This window comes from Enterococcus sp. LJL51, assembly GCF_049894025.1.
Taxonomy (GTDB): Bacteria; Bacillota; Bacilli; order Lactobacillales; family Enterococcaceae; genus Enterococcus_L.
This window is the reverse complement of the sequence record NZ_JBNEQE010000009.1, coordinates 40861-59539: the sequence shown is the minus strand read 5'-3', so window position 1 is coordinate 59539 and position 18679 is coordinate 40861. Positions and strand designations below refer to the sequence as shown.

The following is an 18679-nucleotide window of genomic DNA, read 5'->3' as shown; positions in this document are numbered from 1 at the left end:
TTAAAAGAAAGACCTGTTGGAGCAACGCTTATCATGAAACACATTTTCTTTTGCAAAGACAGGATGTTCATATCTTTGCATAGCAGACTCTCTAAGTATCCTCTTTTTTTCACACACTTTTTTTCTGTCTAGTTTAGTTTAGCCACAAAAATACCCATTCAATACAGTCTCTTTAAAATCTATTGAATTATAGCTAACTTTAAAAAAATAGGGAAATTAATGTTTTTACTTTAAAATTGTTGTATACTAACAGAGTCAAATAGATTGGAGGCTTATGTATGGATGAATTTAAACTAGATAAATCAATTAGTAAGGCAATTGTTGATGGTACTTTAAAAGGTTATTTACAATACCTTGAAGAAAGAAAAGAAAAAAAGGACTCAATGAATGTTAGCGGCGCCTATGCTTGGACTAAAGGGAATCATATTGATGATCAGGTCTCAAAAATTGGACAAAATCATCATGTTCAGTTTAAAATCGAAAAAGCTGGTTACACTTGGGAGTATTTACAATTTACGGTAAGTGAAAACGCTGAAAATTACATGGTCATTGTAAAAAATTCTAGAAGAGTAAAAAAATCCTTTGATAATCAGAAAAAGAAAACAAAAGAAGATAATTACTTGGTCAACCTAGCAGATATAAATACAGATGCCTTGAAAGATACCAATAAGAATTATATTGTTCAACCAGAACAAATCCAACTCGAATTAAGTGATCCTGAAGAAGTAAAAGCTGTTTTAGAAGGAACTCAGCTTAATGTCTCTCAAGCATACTCTCGTTTTTACATCGTCACTTATGAAATTGATGATGAAACAAAATTTGTTGAATCAATTAAACTAACCATGCCCAATCGCCAAACGATGAATTTAGAATTAATTGAGGATTTAAGCTATCTTATTCAAGAAAGTGACTATGAGATTACAACTGAGGATGTTGAGCCAATCATAAACGAGAAAGTCTCAGACCAGACTATTTTCTCGACTGATAATAATGCATTTGGTTATTCAGTTCCAGAAGAAGAAAAAGAAGAATCTGGTAATTAGTTTTTTTATAATTAAGCAAGGATGTGATTACAATGTTTTTCGGAGAGAAATTACAAAGTGTCAGAGAATTAAATGGTCTCTCCAGAAAGGAACTGGCTGATAAATTAAATGTGAGTGAACAAGCAATCTGGCAGTATGAAAATCAATATACTGTACCTAAATTCGAAATTGCTAATAAGTTAAAAAAGATTTTTAATGTAAAAGCTCAATTTTTTTATTCAGAACCATTTATAACCAACATTTCAAAAGTTGAAAGTATTGCTTATCGTGCTGAAGATCGAGATGCAAGAAAAAAAACAAAGATGGAAACTTCTTTCATTGATTTTATTAGTTATTTTTTAAATAAATTTGAAAGTAAATTGAACTTACCAAATACTTTTATTACTCAATTAAGAGATGAGTCTATTCAGCTTTATAACAAATCAGAAGGCTCAGGAGACAAACTTTTACAGCTAGAAAATATTGCTGAAAATGCTAGAAAAAAATTAGATGTAGAGACAAACTCAGAGCTTCTTTACAAACTTGAACTTTCAGGAATATACATTTTAGAAAAAAATATGGGCCCTAGTATAGATGCTTATAGTACTTGGACAAATCAAGAAAAACCTTTTATTATCCTTGGAAACAAAAAGAAATCTGCTGTGCGCAGAAATTTTGATTTAGCTCACGAATTAGGTCATTTACTACTCCATTACAAAATTGATATGGATAGTCTAAACAAGGATGAACATAAAAAAATTGAAAAGGAAGCCAATGATTTTGCCTCTTTCTTTCTACTTCCAAAAGAACAATTTTTAAAAGACTTTACCACTATCCAAAAGAAATCCAATCCTGATGCATATATCGATTTAAAAATGAAATATATGGTTTCAATTGGTGCTTTAGAGTACAGAGCTTATAAAATGGGGTTATTATCTTTTGAAGAAAATAGGTACTTCTATGCAACTCTTAATAAAAAAAGTTACAAAAAAAATGAACCTTTAGATGAAGATATTGCGGTTGTCAGACCTGGAAAAATTCGTTCTCTTCTAGATTTAATTTTCAAGAACCATTTATTTTCTTTGAATGATGTCCTAAATGATTATTATATTAATCGCTCTTTTTTAGAGTCACTTTTAGGATTAGAGAAAAATTTCTTAACTAAATATTCTGAAGAATCTGCAAGGGAATATTTCAGCACCTCAAATGTTGTTCCTTTGTTTACTACTAAAAACTGATTTTATCTTACACAGGTGAGACAGGAGTAATCTACGCCCTAAAGCTTGCTCCTAGATTACTCAGTTATTTGGCTGGCATGATCTTGGTATTGAACTGGACTTACGCCAGCCAATTCTTCTTTTATTCGATGATAATTGTAATAATGAATATATTATCCCCTCCTTCTAAATTGCTTTTCAACTTTTGTCTATAACGTCATCTCTTGAACCGCCTTCATCAATCCAAGAATAGACTGAGCCTAGTTTAAGCCCTTCGGGGCGCTTATTTAGATTTAAAACACTTTTCTATAGTGCGTCCATTATCCCATTTAATGATACTAAAATAAGCGTTCTATTTCGTTTTTGTGTAGAATTGTCAGTTCAATTTTTTTCACAGTCGCTATTTATCCAGCCATTTTTTTACTTCATAAATATTTGCAACTGTGTTTCTATTCTCTATTAATTCTAAAATATCTTCTCTTAATTGCTCAATGTACCCCGTTAGCTGATTTGGAAGCAAGTCCTCGTAATCTTCCAGAAAAAGACACTTTTCAATAGTAGCAACAACTGCTTCATCTATCTTTTTTGCTTCTAATATACTTTGTGTATATGGGCTAAACAAATAATTTTGACATTCATCGATTGTCAGTACATTATTCTTCAGTGATTCCAACAAACCCAATGCTGTAACTAAAATTAATCGTTCCATCTCACTTTTTTCACTAGCAGATAAAGAAATAACCATATATATGCCCTCTTTCCTGAAATTATGGATTGCTCCATCCAGTCTTTACTTTAACATTAAATACTTTTCCAGACTTACTTTGGAAATAATGTATAGATATCCTGTTTCCAAATTTATCAAATCCATCCTTGAATACTTTTTTCCACTCTCCCGACTCGACCTTTCTTAATTGCTCTAACAGTTGTTTATCATTCATTTTTACTATCTTAGTTCCATTTTGTCTCCCTTTAAAACCTTCTGGGTATTGGGGTGCATTCTTAAATCCATCATAAACGTTTTTGACTTCTTGGGACTCATTGCCTAAACTATCTAAGCCCTCATTAAAATACATAGCTCCAACAGCAGCAAGGGTTGCTCCCTGTACTACAATGATACCATCAATAACAAGACCAAAACCACCGGTTGACAGTGCAACAACTGCTGCTCCGCCAAATCATCCGATGATCCCCGCAACGACTGCGGTTCCACCGCCAAGTATTTTTAATGTTGCATCCAATAGATCTGTAAACTTTTCAATAACATCTAGTGACTTGTCTACAAAGCTCTCTTCATTAATCTTCGTTGTTAATTCATTATCGATAATACCATTTTTATAAACGACATAATTAATTTTTCCAGCTTCATCCAATTTTTGAACCACTTCTACTCGGTCAATCGTTCTCTCTTCATTAAATCCCTTTAAATTCTTATACCATTGTTGTCTGCTATAGTCTATACTTACGTAGCCTTCTTTAGGGTTAAGAAAGTTTACTGGATTGCCTAGCTGTGCCAAGCCAGTATTTACATCATTCATCAAGCTTGATAATTCAGAATAGTGTGAACTATGACTGGATTCAAAGCCTTGATATTTCTGTAAAATCTCTATCTCATCTTTAATCGTTTCCATACTCTGCGCCTTGAAAAAATCACCTAAGCCAGGAACTCCCTTCATCGATTCTGCTAACGCATTCATTAAATTGAAATAATCATTTTGGGCAGTTTGTAGTTCTCTGTATAGCTCTGCCAAATCATCCGTATCCAGCAGCTCATCTGTCTTACCTACATCCACTAAAAAGTCCATAAGATAACTATCCAAGCTATCTTCCATTTCATAATAGATAGTAAACAGCGCTTGATCTATTTCCTGATAAGCTTTTAAGTGGTTCACAGTGGAAATCCAAGCAGAGCCCAACAAATTTCGATTACCATCTAAACCATCTATCGCACTTGAGACAGAACTAAAACTGCTAACTGTATTTAGACGTTCAGAACTAATACTCATTCTTACAGCGCTTAATTCCTCATACATTATTTTCATTTGTCATCTCCCTTAAGCACGCTTCATACTCCTGCTCGGTATCTTCAAATAACAGCTTTCTATGAGTCAGCTCTTTCTGAATTTCTTCCTCAGCATCAGAAAACGCTTTGGAAAATACTCTTTGTTTCTCCTCCAAGGCTTCTAGTTTTTGAAAGACCTGCCGCCCAGAATTAGTTTCCTTGGCATAATACAGCACCCTTTCCCAAATATCCTTTTCACGCTGAATTGCCCGGAGGCTTTCTTCATAAGCATAAGGAATATCATCAGTTTTCCTTTTTAAAGAATAAAAATTATACTCGGCAGCTTCTACTTTCATACACAAATGTACTAAGCTTTTATCATCCATTTTCTCACCTCATGTTTGTATAGAAGAAGCTATACCATCTTTTAACAGCTTATCCGTCGTTTCAATAGTTATATGTACTGCCTGAACATTTTTAACTTCAACGGCTAAGCAATTTCTATACGTATAGAGTATTTCTTGAAAGGAAGACATCAATTCTTTCAGCTCATCAGTTGCTGGACTAGTAGACGTATGAATCCCATTTGTCGGCTTAAACTCTATGTTGCTTAGTGCATTTAAAACATCCTTATTAAATTTTAGAACCGCTCCTCCATCTGTACTAACAGTTTCATCCATATACTTAAATCCTCACTTCCTACTCATAACAATTAGTTAATTATTTAAAGGCTTATTATAGCATTTATTTGCTTAAAATAAAGATTTTTATTTAACTATTTCAAACTTATAGTTATGAAAATAACATTTTTAGTTATTTTAAAAAAAGAGATTAATAGATATAGAAAAAATAAAAAAGACTAAGAATAAATCTTATGCATCCTAGCCTTTTCCAACATATAATTTTTCTGTTTATTTCTTTTGTGCTTCTAGAAGTGCTTTCCGCAGCTCATCATCTACAGCGTAAATATATAAACCATTTACTCCTCTAGTTAAGAGCACATTTAGCTCGTTTCTTAACAAATCTTCTGCTACATATTCAGATTTACCATTTTTCAGAGTTCGACGATTTTTAGGTAAAAAAACTCCGAATGCTGTTAAATCAACATTCGGAGCTTCTGCTATAAGTTTACCCTACTGACCCTTCCAGCAAAGGGATAGTGTTTTCTACAAGTTTCAACAGCTTCTAAATGCTGTTAGATCAATGTTTGTAGTTTAGGGCGATTCTATGAAATTCTGATAATTTTTCGTGATTGGTGCTAGTTTGGGTGTTAGTTTGAACCGAATATTCATCAATATAATCTAATCCACATTATCCACTGGTTCCATATAATCTAAAACCTCAGAGTTTAATTTTTCTTTAGCAACACGCCATTCAGGATAGAATTGATTCATATACTGAGTAAATTTTTCAGTATGATTTTTTTCCAACAGGTGTACAAGCTCATGAACTATTACATATTCCAAACATTCCCGAGTTTTTTTTGTAAGTTGTAAATTAATCCAGATTTTTTTCTTATCTGTATTACAAGTCCCCCACTTAGTTCTCATATTCTTAACATGCCACTCTGAAGGGGTTACTCCTATAATTTTTTGATATTTCTCTATGATATCAGGTATTTCTGCTTTTAGTAATTTTCTATACCACTCATTTACTACATTCTCTCGCTGCTGAATCGTACTTTCAGGCCTCACCTGCAAGACAATTCGGTCTCCAGCAATTTTCATGTCATTTTTTGAACTCGAAAATATAACGTCTAAACGATATCTTTTTCCCCATAAATAAATATTTTCCCCTGAAACATATTTGCGTTTTGTTTGACGAGGTTGGTTTTCAAATGATTGAATTTGTCTTTTAATCCAACCAATTCTTGAAAGAGCAAACATTCGGATGGTTTCATCATCATAGTCAACAGGCGCACTAACCTGAACAATCCCATTAGGCGGAAATACTCGGATATACATATTTTTTATTCTTTTTTTTACAATCTTAATCTCGATTCCACTAATGGTTATACTATACATTAATACTCACCTTGCTCTTTTGTAAGTTTAAACAACTCATCAACTAATTCTTGATCTTCTATAAGATCTTCAATCGCTCTACGAATTTTTCTTTCCTTAATCTTGTTACCTCGCCATCCATCTTGACGAACTGAATTAATAGCATTATGAACAGAATTTGCTAGTACTTCATCATCTAGCAAATCATAAAAAGCACGCTTTGCCGCACTTACTCGAATTGATTCAGGATAATCCTTACTATCTTCAGGGTGAAATGCTTTATGAACATATTTTTTGAACTGCGCCAAATATTCTTCATATTCAATAACCGACTGCTTTCGCTTTTCAATTAAATCAGTTAGCAGTTGAGACATTTTCTCATAATATCTAGGATTTGAACTTCTTTTAGCTATTAGTTCCCTCTTTACATTATTCTCAATAGTTTCCGCAGCAGTATCTCGTTTACTTTCATCTATTGGATCGATAATTGGATCAATTTTAGACGTATCTTCACGCAATAATAATTCGACTAAAGGTTCTTCAAACTCCATCAATGTTCGACTTTCTTTAGCATCTAAAAACATATCAATCAATTGCCGCATATCTGGATCATACGCCTTTAAATCAATATAATCACCACTTGCCTGTCGAATAATATCACGTGCATTTACGAAGCGAGTCACTTCTTTCTCCAAATTAGTGACTTCGGCGTTTGAGTAACCATATTTACTTTCTAAATCACCTTTTACTTCTGCAAATGATCTTAAAGCAGAAGCAGAAAAATCATATAGATTTTCTCTTTTAGGTAAATTAGATTCCAACTCTTCAATATCTGGTTGAGCAGTATCTTGAGCTACAAAATAATGAATAAATTCAATATCTGTTTGAGGCATTGCCACAGGCTCACATAGAGCTCGCAAAGCTTCTAATGACTCTTCTAATTGATCTTTCGCCTTATCTAAACGATTGTTTAAAAGACCTGATACATCTTCTTCATCGTAATCTGAAAAAGCTTCTGAAGTGTAATCATCCATTGCTTTCTCAAGTGATTTGAATAAGTCTTTGTAATCAATAATATAGCCATACTCTTTGTCTTCTCCATCTAAACGATTCACTCGGCAAATGGCTTGAAAAAGCTTGTGATCTTGCATCTTTTTATCAATATACAAATAAGTTGCTGGAGGTGCATCAAAACCGGTCAATAATTTGTCTACAACAATGAGTAATTTCATTTGGTCAGGATACTCAAGAAATTTTTCTTTCACTTCTTCCTCAAATTTCTCTACCTTTTTACCAGCTAACATTTTAATATATGTTTCATATTTTTCAATTTTTTCAGTTTCAATTGCTTCGCCACGCGATTCAGTTCGTACATCACTTGGTTGTGGATTATAGGAAGTAATTATTGCACATTTCCCTTTTAAGTCGGTACTTTGAAACAACTCATAATATCTAGTTGCTTGATAGATGCTATCTGCAACAAGCAAAGCATTCCCCCTGCCATCAACAAGTCTTGGTTGTATTTGCATATCAAATACAATATCTTCCACAATCTTAGTTAACCGGTCTTTTGAGCTAAAAACCTTTTGAAACGTCCCCCAACGAGATTTTAATCTAGCTTTCGAACGATCATTTAATCCTTTCGTTTTACTTTCAAACCATTGATCAATTTTCTTTTGGTTCGTTACATTTTGCTCAACTTCTCGAGCTTCATACCTCAAATCCAAAACAACTTTATCTTCTACTGCTTCATTAAATTTATATTTATGGATGTATGGTCCAAAAACTTCTATTGACTTCTTTTTATCCTTTTTCATTAAAGGAGTACCTGTAAATCCGATAAGTGTTCCGTCAGGTATAATGGTTTTCATGGCTTCGTGGAGTTTACCTGACTGTGTTCGGTGAGCTTCATCTACAAATATAAAGAAGTTTCCTTTTGGCTTAAAGCCATAAGGTAAGGAAGACTTTATTTCATCAATAAAGTTTGTATAATTTTTATCCTCTCCTCCTTTTTTCCCAAATTTGTGGATTAAAGAGCACATCATTACAGGAGAGGGTTCGTTGATTTTTTGAATTAATTCTCTACCAGAGCGAACTCTTACTATTTTTTCATCAACTCCAGCAAAAACCCCTTCAATCTGACTATCTAATTCGTCTCGATCAGTGACAATTAAAATACGACTCTCAGAAATATTTTCCTTGATCCATTTACTTAACCATACCATTGTTAAACTTTTCCCAGAACCTTGTGTATGCCAAATGATGCCGCCTTTGCGATTTGAAACAAAATTTCGTGCTGACAAACTACCGAAAAACTGGTGAGGCCGACAAATCTTTTTTGCACCTTTATCAAAAATAATAAAATTGTATAACAACTCAACCAATCGTTCTTTATGGCATATTGAAATCAAACTTTTGTCTAACCCATAGCTTTGGCTCTCTCGTAAACTTTTAACTTCTAAAGATAAAGAATCTTTTAATTCAGCATCCTCTTTCCAACTTAAATAATATTTCTCAGGTGTTTGAATTACACCATAGCGCAGCCCTTCAGTATCATTACCCGCCATTAGTAATCCATTTGTTCCAAAGAATCGTTGAATCATATCTTTTCGTTGATTTGTTATATTTTGCCGAATCCCCTCATTAATTGATCGTGTACTTCTTTTTAATTCCAAAACAGCTATAGCAATTCCGTTAATGTATAAAACGATATCCGGACGTTTGTGTATTTCTTTATTGCTTGAATCAGCATAGTCTTTTAAAACAGAAACTTCCTCTGCAATATAAAAATGATTTTTCAATGGTTTATCCCAATTAATCAACGATACACGAGTCTGCTTTTCTTTCCCTGGTTCTTTCACTAAAACACCATATCTTAGAAAAGAATAGACAGATGAATTTAACTGAAACAGATCCATTGCTTGATTGCTAGTTATATCCTTGATAGAACTCACTGCCAAACGTATTGCATCAATAGAATAATTTTGCTCTAGCAAATATCTCCTTAAGAGCATCTCATCTACATTTGAGTTTTCTTGATCTTTTAAATTACCAAGATTTTTATAACCTAAAACATTTTGAAATAACTTAGATACTCTAGATTGTGTTTCTCTCTCCTTTTTTGCTAAATCTACCAACTAGTCCACCTCCTGATTAAGTTTAAGCTAATCGAATTTTTCCAGTTAACAATTGTTCCATCATACCCTGTTTAATTTTTTTGTATTTTTCAAGTTTTTCTTCTAATTTAAAAATCTCTTCGTCCATATCAAATAATATTGTAGCTATAGCTTTTTGTTCTTGAATAGATTGCGGAATTTTTATCTTAATTAGTGGAATTCCTGATAAGTTTATTTTTTTAGGGACAGCATGTTGAAGTGAATGCTGTTCAACCTCTTTTTGAAAGTCTTCTGAAAATGAAAGTTGCGTTAAAAATTGGGCATCTATGAGTTCATTACATTTTATTAGAGCTAAACTAACATAAAAACTTGCATTTACTTCCCAATCAACATATTTACAAACACCTATTGAACCAATTCTAGTCATAAGTATGTCGCCTTTTTCAATTTTATACTTCTCTGTTAGAATTTTGTGTTCTGCTAGTGAAATATTTTTAGTATGAAAAAAATCATCATTACTAATATTCTCTACACTATAAAAAGGAATACCTTGTTTAACATACTTAGGAGTCTGATGTGTTCCGTCCTTAACCTCACAAACATCTTTTAAAGTCTTTTCCATCCAATCTTCACGATAGCCTCTTACTCGTTTTTTTCCAGTTAATAATTTGTTGGAGACCCCTTTTTTTATAAGTCGTTTTTTTTCAATTAAAACAGATAGAAAGCTAATTAATTGATCTATATCATAAAGAATTATCGCAATTTTTTTCTGTTCTTCTATTGATGGGAGCAATATCTCAATAGATTTGACATTTTTCAAATTTAGTTTAGGTTGAGCAGACCCACTATTTAGTTCTGAATAGTCTTTATTTTCCAAGAGTTGAACCAAAAAATCAATGTCTACCTCTTTATTTGGAGACATTATATGAGCATGATTATTTAACCAAAATCTTCCTTTGGTTTTATACACTAATGGATAGCTACGTGTAACAATATTAGCCCCATCTTCTCCTAAAAGAATAAATTCTCCTTCAAAAATATAATTATCAATATACCCAATTATTCCTGTAGCTCCATAATAAGGATATATGCCACTATTTCTACTTGACTTTTTTATTGGTCTTCTTAAGTTATCTTTAAATTCTACTATTTCTTCTAAACTTACTAGTTTCCAGTCATTTGGTTTTACCATTCAAACCCCATCCTTTCAAGATGACGTTTTACTTTTTCTTCATAAATATCTACTTCATGTGCTAATTCTGACAGCTTGGATTCATATCGCTCTACTAATTCTTTTACTCGAACCGATAATTGATAACTTACAGCTGAGTGTATATTATCTAGAGCTTCATAAATAGCAGTAAACCATTTTTCTTCCAATAATTTTTTTATTTCCTCAATACTCAACTCAGAATATTTTTTCTTTGTTTCAACATCCAATACAAATTCTTTTTCTTTGATCTTTTTTGCTACTTGCTCTTTTGTATCAAGCAAAGTCTGAACATCCGTTAATAACTCAAATTCTTCTTTAAAAAGACCATCTATATCTGCAGATTCTCTTATCTCTTTTATTCGAGCTGTAACACTAGTCTTTGTTACTGTTCCTTTCCCAGTTAAAGCAGATTTAGCTAGTGGATTGTTCTCTAAGAATTCCAAATATTCTTTTTTCTTCATTTTTTGATCTAAATGATTCCACAAGATATTTAAAACATCAATTTCAGCATTTGTATAGTCAGATTTGATTTCATTTATACGGATAGAAATCATTTTTTTGTTAAATTTCCCATCTTGAATAAATTCAAATAAACTAGAGTCTTCGTTATTATGATTTTCCAGCAATTCTTCAATCTCAGCTTCATTTTTTTCCAAAACTTGTTTTAAATCTTGGATTTCACTTAACTTATCTTCAAAATAGGTATTCATTATTTGTTCTTTTGGAAGTATCAATCCTTCCCATCCAATAACTTCTTCTTCCTCTTCACCATTTACTTTTTTTATTCTTGTAATATTCACTACCTGATTTCCTGCTTCATATCCATCAGAAATAACGGCATAAATATCATCTTCCATTATTTCTTCCCAGTATTCCATCACTATCTGATAAACATCGTATTCCTTAATTAAAGAATCTTCTTCAAATAAACGTAAGATTTTATGGCTAATGAATTCAATGACATTTTTTGGCTTATCTTCAACTGTTAAATTCATCAGTATAGGAAGAATCTCATACTTCCACGTCAAAAAAGAATCTTTAATTCGTTTAGAATGCTCGAGAAATTCAGCATTAGAATTTATAACGTCTACAACCTGTTCTTTCTCGATTTTTGCTTGTAAGTAACCTGATCGAAGCGGATTAAATAAATCTTGTCGCAAGCTTGGATATTCTTCCCAATAATTATTCAATGAGTCTACATCATTTTCAGGAATACCACCTTTTAAATGAGCCTCAATGTCCTGGAGGTCTTCGTTATTACTATTATCTATATAACGAGGAATATTCAAATTATACTCATTATCCTCTTTAATCTCTTCATTTAAAACAAAGCGAGCATATCTTTTGTCTGATTGATCCATCGTGTTAAAAGTTCGAACTATTTTTTCGATATCTTGTTCTCGAAGTCTGTTTTTATTCCCTTCTTTAACAAAATCTTGACTAGCATCAATCATAAAAATACCTTCACGTTCTACAGCATCCTCTTTGTCTACAATGATAATACATGCAGGTATTCCTGTTCCAAAAAAGATATTTGCAGGAAGTCCAATGATACCTTTTATATAGCCATGGTCAATAATTCTTTTACGTATTTCCCCTTCTGTATTTCCACGGAAAAGTACTCCATGTGGTAAAATGATTGCTGCTTTTCCTTTTGATTTCAAAGATTTTAATACATGTAAAAACCAAGCGTAATCACCATTTTTTTCTGGTGGAACACCGTAACCAACTTCACTATAACGACCATATTGATCTGGCAAAGTTCCGTCCGTCCACGATTTATCAGAAAATGGTGGGTTTACAACAATATAATCAAACCTTTTTAACTGATTATTTTCTTTCCATTTAGGATCAGCTAATGTATTGCCTCTCTGAATTTCACCTGCTCCTTTATTATGAAGAACTAAGTTCATGCGTGCCAATCCAGCAGTAGACGGATCATACTCTTGACCATAAATAGTAATTTCAACTGGAGCTACATCAGCAGCTCTTATTAGAAGTGAACCAGATCCACATGCAGGATCGTAAACTGTCATACTTGAGCTAGTCGCTTTGTCCAAGCCTATAACTCTTGCCATTACGCGTGATACCTCACCTGGTGTGTAAAATTGTCCCTTACTCTTACCAGAATCTTGAGCAAACTTACGCATCAGGTATTCATAAGCATCACCTAAAATATCATCTCCACCAGCACGATTTTTGGTAAAATCTAGCTCTGGTTTTTGAAAAATAGCCACTAAATCAGAGACTTTATCAATATGGGTTTTTCCTTCTCCAAGTTCATCACTATCAAAATCAGCAATATCAATAATTCCCTTTAGATTGTTTTTATCTGCAATTGCACCAATACTAGTATTGATTTTTTCGCCAATATCTTTTTGAAACTTGTGCTTTACAATATCGTCAAAACTCGAATCTGCTGGAATTTCAATCTCCCAATCATCAGAAGTTTTATACTTATCAGAAACATATTTTACAAATAACATCGTTAAAATATAGTTTTTATAGCGAGCAGGTTCAACCCCACCTCTTAATTTATCTGCCGCAGCCCATAATTGGTTATATATTTCACTTTTTTTAATTGCCAATTTATACTTCTCCTCATCCTAAAAATATATTTCCTATTATTAATCATTATACATAAAAAAGTCTATAAGAAAAATTCATATAGTATTTTTCTGCGTATTTTTATAGGTTCGTCTATCGAATTCAAAATTGATGTGTCAGATCAACAAATAAAATTTGTTATTTAATTAATCTTATAATATTATTCCTATAAAAAAATAGAAAGAACACTAGAATAACAGCATTCTTCCTATCTTTAATTATATTATCCAACCGAACCTTCCATCTCATAACTAATCAATCGATTCAATTCCACCGCATATTCCATCGGCAGTTCCTTCGTAAATGGTTCCACAAAGCCCATGACAATCATCTCAGTCGCTTCAACTTCACTCAAGCCGCGGCTCATTAGGTAGTAAAGCTGTTCTTCCGAAATTTTTGATACCTTGGCTTCATGTTCCAGCGCTACTTGGCTGTTATGAATCTCATTGAATGGGATAGTATCTGATTTGGATTTATCATCCATGATGATGGTATCACATTCAATATGGGAGATTGATCCAGCACTATCTTTGCCGAAGGTTACTTGTCCGCGGTAGTTGACTTCGCCGCCGTCTTTGGCAATAGATTTGGATACGATGGAGCTTGATGTGTTTGGTGCGTTGTGGATCATTTTTGCACCTGTGTCCTGAATTTGGTTTTCACCGGCGAAGGCGATGGAAAGCATCGTTCCACGAGCGCCTTTGCCGTCTAAATGAACACTTGGGTATTTCATTGTTGTTTTGGCGCCGAGGTTGCCGTCAATCCATTCAACGGTCGCTCCTTCGTAGGCTTTGGCGCGTTTCGTTACTAAGTTATATACGTTGTCTGACCAGTTTTGAATGGTTGTATAGCGGCAGTATGCATCTTTTCTTGTATAGATTTCCACGATAGCCGCATGTAGACTATTACTTGAATAGGTTGGTGCGGTACAGCCTTCTACATAATGCACGCTGGCGCCTTCGTCCACAATAATTAGTGTCCGTTCAAACTGACCCGTGTTTTCTGCGTTAATCCGGAAGTAGGTTTGCAGCGGCACATCTACGCGTACGCCTTTCGGTACATAGATGAAGGTACCACCAGACCAGACAGCTGAGTTTAATGCTGCCAGCTTGTTGTCAGTTGGCGGAACCAGCTTCGCAAAATATTCCTTGAACAGCTCTGGATATTCCTTTAAGGCTGAGTCAGTATCAGTAAAGATGATCCCCAGCTTTTCGAATTCTTCCTTCATATTGTGGTAAACCACTTCTGATTCGTATTGAGCAGAAGCTCCTGCCAAGTATGCACGTTCTGCTTCTGGAATCCCGATTTTTTCAAAGGTTTCTTTGATTTTATCAGGCACATCGTCCCAATCTCTGGCAGGACGATCACTTGGTTTCTGGTAATATTTAATTTGGGAAAAGTCGATGTCCGATAAGTCGGCTCCCCAGGTCTGCATCGGCATTTTATTAAACTGCGCCAATGATTTCAGACGGAAATCCAGCATCCATTCCGGCTCTTCCTTTACTCGTGACATTTCCCGGACAACATCCTCTGTTAGTCCGTCTCCTGTACTAAAGACTGGCTTCACATCATCGTGAAACCCAAATTTATAATCTTCTAATTCTGGTACGCCGCTCATTGTTTCACGCTCCCTTTATTCTCTGGATTATGAAGCTTCTATTCTGCTTCTCTCTCTAATTCTTATCTGTGTATTCTTATATCTAATTGGTGAACTCTTAGCAGTGCAGCTGTCCAGCGGTTCCTTGACCGTCGTTTTCAACTGCCTGTTCCAGTGCCTTCCATGCTAAGGTAGCGCATTTGATTCTAGCTGGAAATTTACTGACGTTTTTCAGCATGGAGGCATCGCCCAGCTTTTCTTCGTCTGCTGTTTCATTGCCTTGAACTAGCTGAGAAAAGGCCTCTGCTAGTTGTTCTGCTTCCGCTACGGTTTTCCCAATCACTGCATCGGTCATCATACTGGCGCTAGCGGTACTGATAGAGCAGCCGCTGCCGTTAAAGGCGATATCCTTGATTACATCATCCTGAATAGCCACCTGAAGCTCAATCACATCACCACAGGTTGGATTATTCAGCTCAATTTTCTGACTGGCGTCGCCTAATGTACCATGATGATGGGGATGACTGGAATGATCCAAAATCACCTGACGATACAAATTTTCTAATTTAGATAGGGCCATGTTGGAAAAACTCCTTTGTTGCAAGAATTGCTTCGATCAGCCGATCGGCATCTGCTTTTGTATTGTAAAGATAAAAACTCGCTCTGGCGGTTGCCGGCACGTCAATGTATTTCAGCAAAGGCTGAGCACAGTGGTGCCCGGCACGGACTGCCACGCCTTCCATATCCAAGGCAGTTGCTACATCATGAGGATGCAGTCCTTCAAGATTGAAGGCAATCACTCCGGTATGGTCTTCAATCTTCTGCGGACCATAGACCGTTAGCCCTTCAATGGCCTGCAGCTTGGGCAGGACATAAGCAACCAAATCCGCTTCATGCTGATGGATATTTTCCAGACCGATGTCTGTCAAATAATCCACGGCTGCGCCTAATGCAATGGCTCCGGCAATATTAGGTGTTCCTGCTTCAAATTTCCACGGCAGCTCTTTCCAGGTGCTGTCCTGTAGATTGACAAAGTCAATCATTTCGCCGCCGAACTCTACCGGCTCCATTTTTTCCAACAGTGCGCGTTTTCCATATAATACACCAATTCCTGTCGGTCCGCACATCTTATGTCCGCTAAAGGCATAAAAATCAGCATCCAGCTCCTGTACATTGACTGGCATATGGGGAACCGCCTGTGCGCCATCCACCACCATGATTGCACCATGCTGATGGGCAAGTACTGTCAGCTCGCTAATTGGATTAATAACGCCAAGGACATTTGAAACATGGGCGATTGAAACAATTTTTGTTTTATCTGTAATTTGCTTTTTTGCATTTTCAAGATCCAGATAACCATCTGCTGTAATATCGATATATTTCAGCACGGCTCCTTTACGCTGAGCCAGCTGCTGCCAGGGAATGATATTGGAGTGATGCTCCATATAGGAAATCACGATTTCATCTCCCGCACCTACTGCTAAATCACCATAGCTTTTCGCTACCCAGTTCAAGCTGGTTGTTGTTCCTCTGGTGAAGAGAATCTCGGCTGTTTCATTGGCGCCAATCAGTCTCCTTACCTTTTCCCGAGCAGCTTCGTATTCCTTTGTTGCCCGTTCTGCCAACGTATGAACGCCTCTGTGAACATTGGCATTATCATGCTCATAGTAATAAGCCAGCTTATCTAGAACGGCTTGAGGCTTTTGGGTGGTTGCTGCATTATCCAGATAAACAAGTGGCTCGTCGTTCACTTCTTGAAACAAGATCGGAAACTGCTGACGAATATTTTCCACGTTTATCATGCGTTCAACTTCCTTTCAATAACCTCGACAAATTCATTTTGAACAGCCTTCACAGGGATTGCTGTAATAACTGAACCTAAGAATCCACGGATAACCAGACGTTCAGCTTCAGCCTGCGGCAGCCCCCGACTCATTAGGTAGTACATTTCTTCCGGATCGACACGGCCGACACTAGCAGCATGTCCCGCTGTTACTTCATTTTCATCTATTAACAGGATTGGATTGGCATCCCCTCTGGCTTTATCAGAAAGCATTAGTACCCGGCTTTCCTGCTGAGCATCTGCCCCTTTAGCTCCCTTAAGAATATGACCAATTCCGTTAAAAGTAAGTGTTCCCCGTTCACGAATAACACCGTGCTGAAGGATATGACCAACAGAGTGAGAGGCTTTATTTGTTACTCGAGTATCAATCCCTTGGGTCTGCTTACCTGCACTAATTGCGACTACTTTAACTTCTGAATGAGCACCTTCCCCAACTAAATCTGAATCAAAATCAGCAATCACATCGCCGTCATTCATCACGCCTAACGCCCAGTCAACAGAGGCATCCCGCAGGATATGCCCTCTACGGTTCATATAGGTAGCAAGATTTACGCCTAGCTGATCGACTGCGGAGTATTTTACCTTAGCACCTGCTTTAGCAATGACTTCAACCACAATATTTGCGGAAACCTTGATATTTTTATCAGCCATTGTCTGGAATCTTTCCAAATAGCTGAATTCACTATTTTCTTCCGCTACAATCAGCACATGCTTGAAAAATGCCTGGTCACTGGCGGAATCCTGAAAGAAGATTGCTTCAAGAGGTTCTTCAATAACTACATTTTTCGGTACGTATAAAAACAGCCCGCTATTCATAAAGGCAGCATGATACGCAGTCATTTTGTCTTCATCCATCAAGACTGCTTTTGTCATATAATATTCTTTAACCAGCTCAGGATAATCCTGCATGGCTGTAAAGATATCGGTAAAAATAACTCCTTTGTCCGCCAACTCAGTCGACAGCTGTTCAAAAATCGTTGCTGAGTTCTGTTGTACAACCATTGGGTTATCATTCATTTCACCAAAGCTTGGAACATTTCCAGAAGCTGGTTCATACGTGTCAGTGGTCACGTTGAACAGCGGCCAACGGTGAAATTTCACCCGTTCAATCAGCGGCAGCTCCAGCCCATCGATTTTTTCTAATGCAGACAAACGAAAGTCAGTCATCCATGAAGGTTCTTCCATTTGTGCAGAAAAAGCGCTGATGTCGTCAAGATAAGCTTTTACATTTGTGTCTTTCATTTATCTTGTCCTCCTCCTTATGCTTCTTCTTCTTTGTATTCAATACCTAATTCTTTGCTGATTCCTGCATAACCTTCTGCTTCCAGACGTTTTGCCAGCTCGGCATCACCGGTTTTCACAACTTTTCCATTCATCATGATATGCACCACATCAGGTGTGATGTAGTTCAACAGACGCTGATAGTGCGTAATAATCAATGCACCAAAGTTTTCACCGCGCATTTCGTTGATTCCTTTTGCTACAACCTTCAACGCATCAATATCCAAGCCAGAATCGATTTCATCTAAAATTGCAAAGGTTGGTTCCAGCATCAATAGCTGCAGGATTTCATTTCTTTTCTTTTCTCCGCCGGAAAAGCCTTCGTTCAGGTAACGTTCAGCCATCTCCTCAGGCATATTCAGCAAATCCATTTTGCTGTCTAACTTTTTCAAAAATTCCATTACAGAGATTTTATTGTCTTCTTCACGCTTGGCATTAATTGCCGCACGCATAAATTCCGCATTGGTAATCCCTGGGATTTCGCTTGGATACTGCATAGCTAGAAATAGACCTAAACGTGCACGTTCATCGACTTCCAGCTCTAAAATATTTTCACCGTCAAAAAGGATTTCTCCTTGAGTTACTTCATAATTTGGATTGCCCATGATGGCAGCAGACAATGTCGATTTCCCTGTTCCGTTGGGTCCCATGATGGCATGAATCTCACCTGTTTTCATCGTCAGATTTACGCCCTTTAGAATCTCTTTATCATCAATTGATACGTGTAAATTTTTAATTTCCAAAACTGACATGTATATTTCCCTCCAACTTTTATTCA

General features: G+C 35.7%; 17 protein-coding genes and 1 pseudogene. 2 read left to right on the top strand and 16 right to left on the bottom strand.

The features are described from left to right. Positions 1–278 precede the first annotated feature (278 nt). Both ACPWSO_RS09935 and ACPWSO_RS09930 read left to right on the top strand, forming a co-directional pair. Positions 279–1043 (top strand): hypothetical protein, encoded by a 765-nt coding sequence (locus ACPWSO_RS09935; protein ID WP_426082936.1) that lies wholly within the window; start codon positions 279–281, stop codon positions 1041–1043. Between the two features lie 32 nt (positions 1044–1075). Beyond that, complete coding sequence (locus ACPWSO_RS09930) at positions 1076–2260, top strand: ImmA/IrrE family metallo-endopeptidase (RefSeq protein ID WP_426082935.1); 1185 nt, start codon at positions 1076–1078, stop codon at positions 2258–2260. Between the two features lie 56 nt (positions 2261–2316). Here the strand turns inward: ACPWSO_RS09930 and ACPWSO_RS09925 are convergent, their stop codons facing one another. The 16 genes and pseudogenes from ACPWSO_RS09925 to sufC form a co-directional block, all read right to left on the bottom strand. Continuing rightward, a complete protein-coding gene (locus tag ACPWSO_RS09925) occupies positions 2317–2409 on the bottom strand; it encodes an IS3 family transposase (RefSeq protein WP_426083017.1) in 93 nt (30 codons plus the stop codon). Positions 2410–2639: 230 nt separating this feature from the next. Next, positions 2640–2984, bottom strand: a complete 345-nt coding sequence (locus ACPWSO_RS09920; protein ID WP_426082933.1) for a DUF3969 family protein — start codon at positions 2982–2984, stop codon at positions 2640–2642. A 22-nt stretch (positions 2985–3006) separates the two neighbouring features. After that, a complete protein-coding gene (locus ACPWSO_RS09915) occupies positions 3007–3315 on the bottom strand; it encodes a hypothetical protein (protein ID WP_426082932.1) in 309 nt (102 codons plus the stop codon). 102 nt (positions 3316–3417) lie between these two features. Beyond that, the gene (locus tag ACPWSO_RS09910; RefSeq protein ID WP_426082931.1) at positions 3418–4281 is read right to left on the bottom strand and encodes a T7SS effector LXG polymorphic toxin; all 864 of its coding nucleotides are present in this window, start codon (positions 4279–4281) and stop codon (positions 3418–3420) included. Then, positions 4265–4627, bottom strand: coding sequence for a hypothetical protein (locus tag ACPWSO_RS09905; protein ID WP_426082929.1), 363 nt, complete (start codon positions 4625–4627; stop codon positions 4265–4267). The genes ACPWSO_RS09910 and ACPWSO_RS09905 overlap by 17 nt, the downstream gene beginning before the upstream one ends. Before the next feature lie 9 nt (positions 4628–4636). Then, positions 4637–4921, bottom strand: a complete 285-nt coding sequence (locus ACPWSO_RS09900; protein ID WP_426082927.1) for a hypothetical protein — start codon at positions 4919–4921, stop codon at positions 4637–4639. A gap of 231 nt (positions 4922–5152) precedes the next feature. Then, positions 5153–5305: pseudogene (locus tag ACPWSO_RS09895) on the bottom strand (DNA/RNA helicase domain-containing protein); the annotation flags it as partial. Between the two features lie 237 nt (positions 5306–5542). Next, positions 5543–6265, bottom strand: a complete 723-nt coding sequence (locus ACPWSO_RS09890; protein ID WP_426082925.1) for a M48 family metallopeptidase — start codon at positions 6263–6265, stop codon at positions 5543–5545. Next, positions 6265–9381 (bottom strand): type I restriction endonuclease subunit R, encoded by a 3117-nt coding sequence (locus ACPWSO_RS09885; RefSeq protein ID WP_426082923.1) that lies wholly within the window; start codon positions 9379–9381, stop codon positions 6265–6267. Before ACPWSO_RS09885 ends, ACPWSO_RS09890 begins: the two co-directional genes overlap by 1 nt. A 22-nt stretch (positions 9382–9403) precedes the next feature. Continuing rightward, positions 9404–10552, bottom strand: coding sequence for a restriction endonuclease subunit S (locus tag ACPWSO_RS09880; protein WP_426082921.1), 1149 nt, complete (start codon positions 10550–10552; stop codon positions 9404–9406). Continuing rightward, on the bottom strand, positions 10546–13161 hold the full coding sequence (locus ACPWSO_RS09875; RefSeq protein WP_426082920.1) for a type I restriction-modification system subunit M: 2616 nt from the start codon (positions 13159–13161) through the stop codon (positions 10546–10548). Before ACPWSO_RS09875 ends, ACPWSO_RS09880 begins: the two co-directional genes overlap by 7 nt. Positions 13162–13403: 242 nt before the next feature. Next, a complete protein-coding gene (gene sufB, locus ACPWSO_RS09870) occupies positions 13404–14798 on the bottom strand; it encodes a Fe-S cluster assembly protein SufB (RefSeq protein ID WP_426082918.1) in 1395 nt (464 codons plus the stop codon). A 97-nt stretch (positions 14799–14895) separates the two neighbouring features. Continuing rightward, positions 14896–15357, bottom strand: coding sequence for a Fe-S cluster assembly sulfur transfer protein SufU (gene sufU / locus ACPWSO_RS09865; protein WP_426082916.1), 462 nt, complete (start codon positions 15355–15357; stop codon positions 14896–14898). Further along, positions 15344–16579: a cysteine desulfurase gene (locus ACPWSO_RS09860; protein ID WP_426082914.1), complete on the bottom strand. Its 1236-nt coding sequence runs from the start codon at positions 16577–16579 to the stop codon at positions 15344–15346. Before ACPWSO_RS09860 ends, sufU begins: the two co-directional genes overlap by 14 nt. Then, a complete protein-coding gene (gene sufD, locus ACPWSO_RS09855; protein ID WP_426082912.1) occupies positions 16576–17862 on the bottom strand; it encodes a Fe-S cluster assembly protein SufD in 1287 nt (428 codons plus the stop codon). Before sufD ends, ACPWSO_RS09860 begins: the two co-directional genes overlap by 4 nt. A 17-nt stretch (positions 17863–17879) precedes the next feature. Then, positions 17880–18653, bottom strand: coding sequence for a Fe-S cluster assembly ATPase SufC (gene sufC / locus ACPWSO_RS09850; protein ID WP_426082910.1), 774 nt, complete (start codon positions 18651–18653; stop codon positions 17880–17882). Positions 18654–18679: the final 26 nt, after the last annotated feature.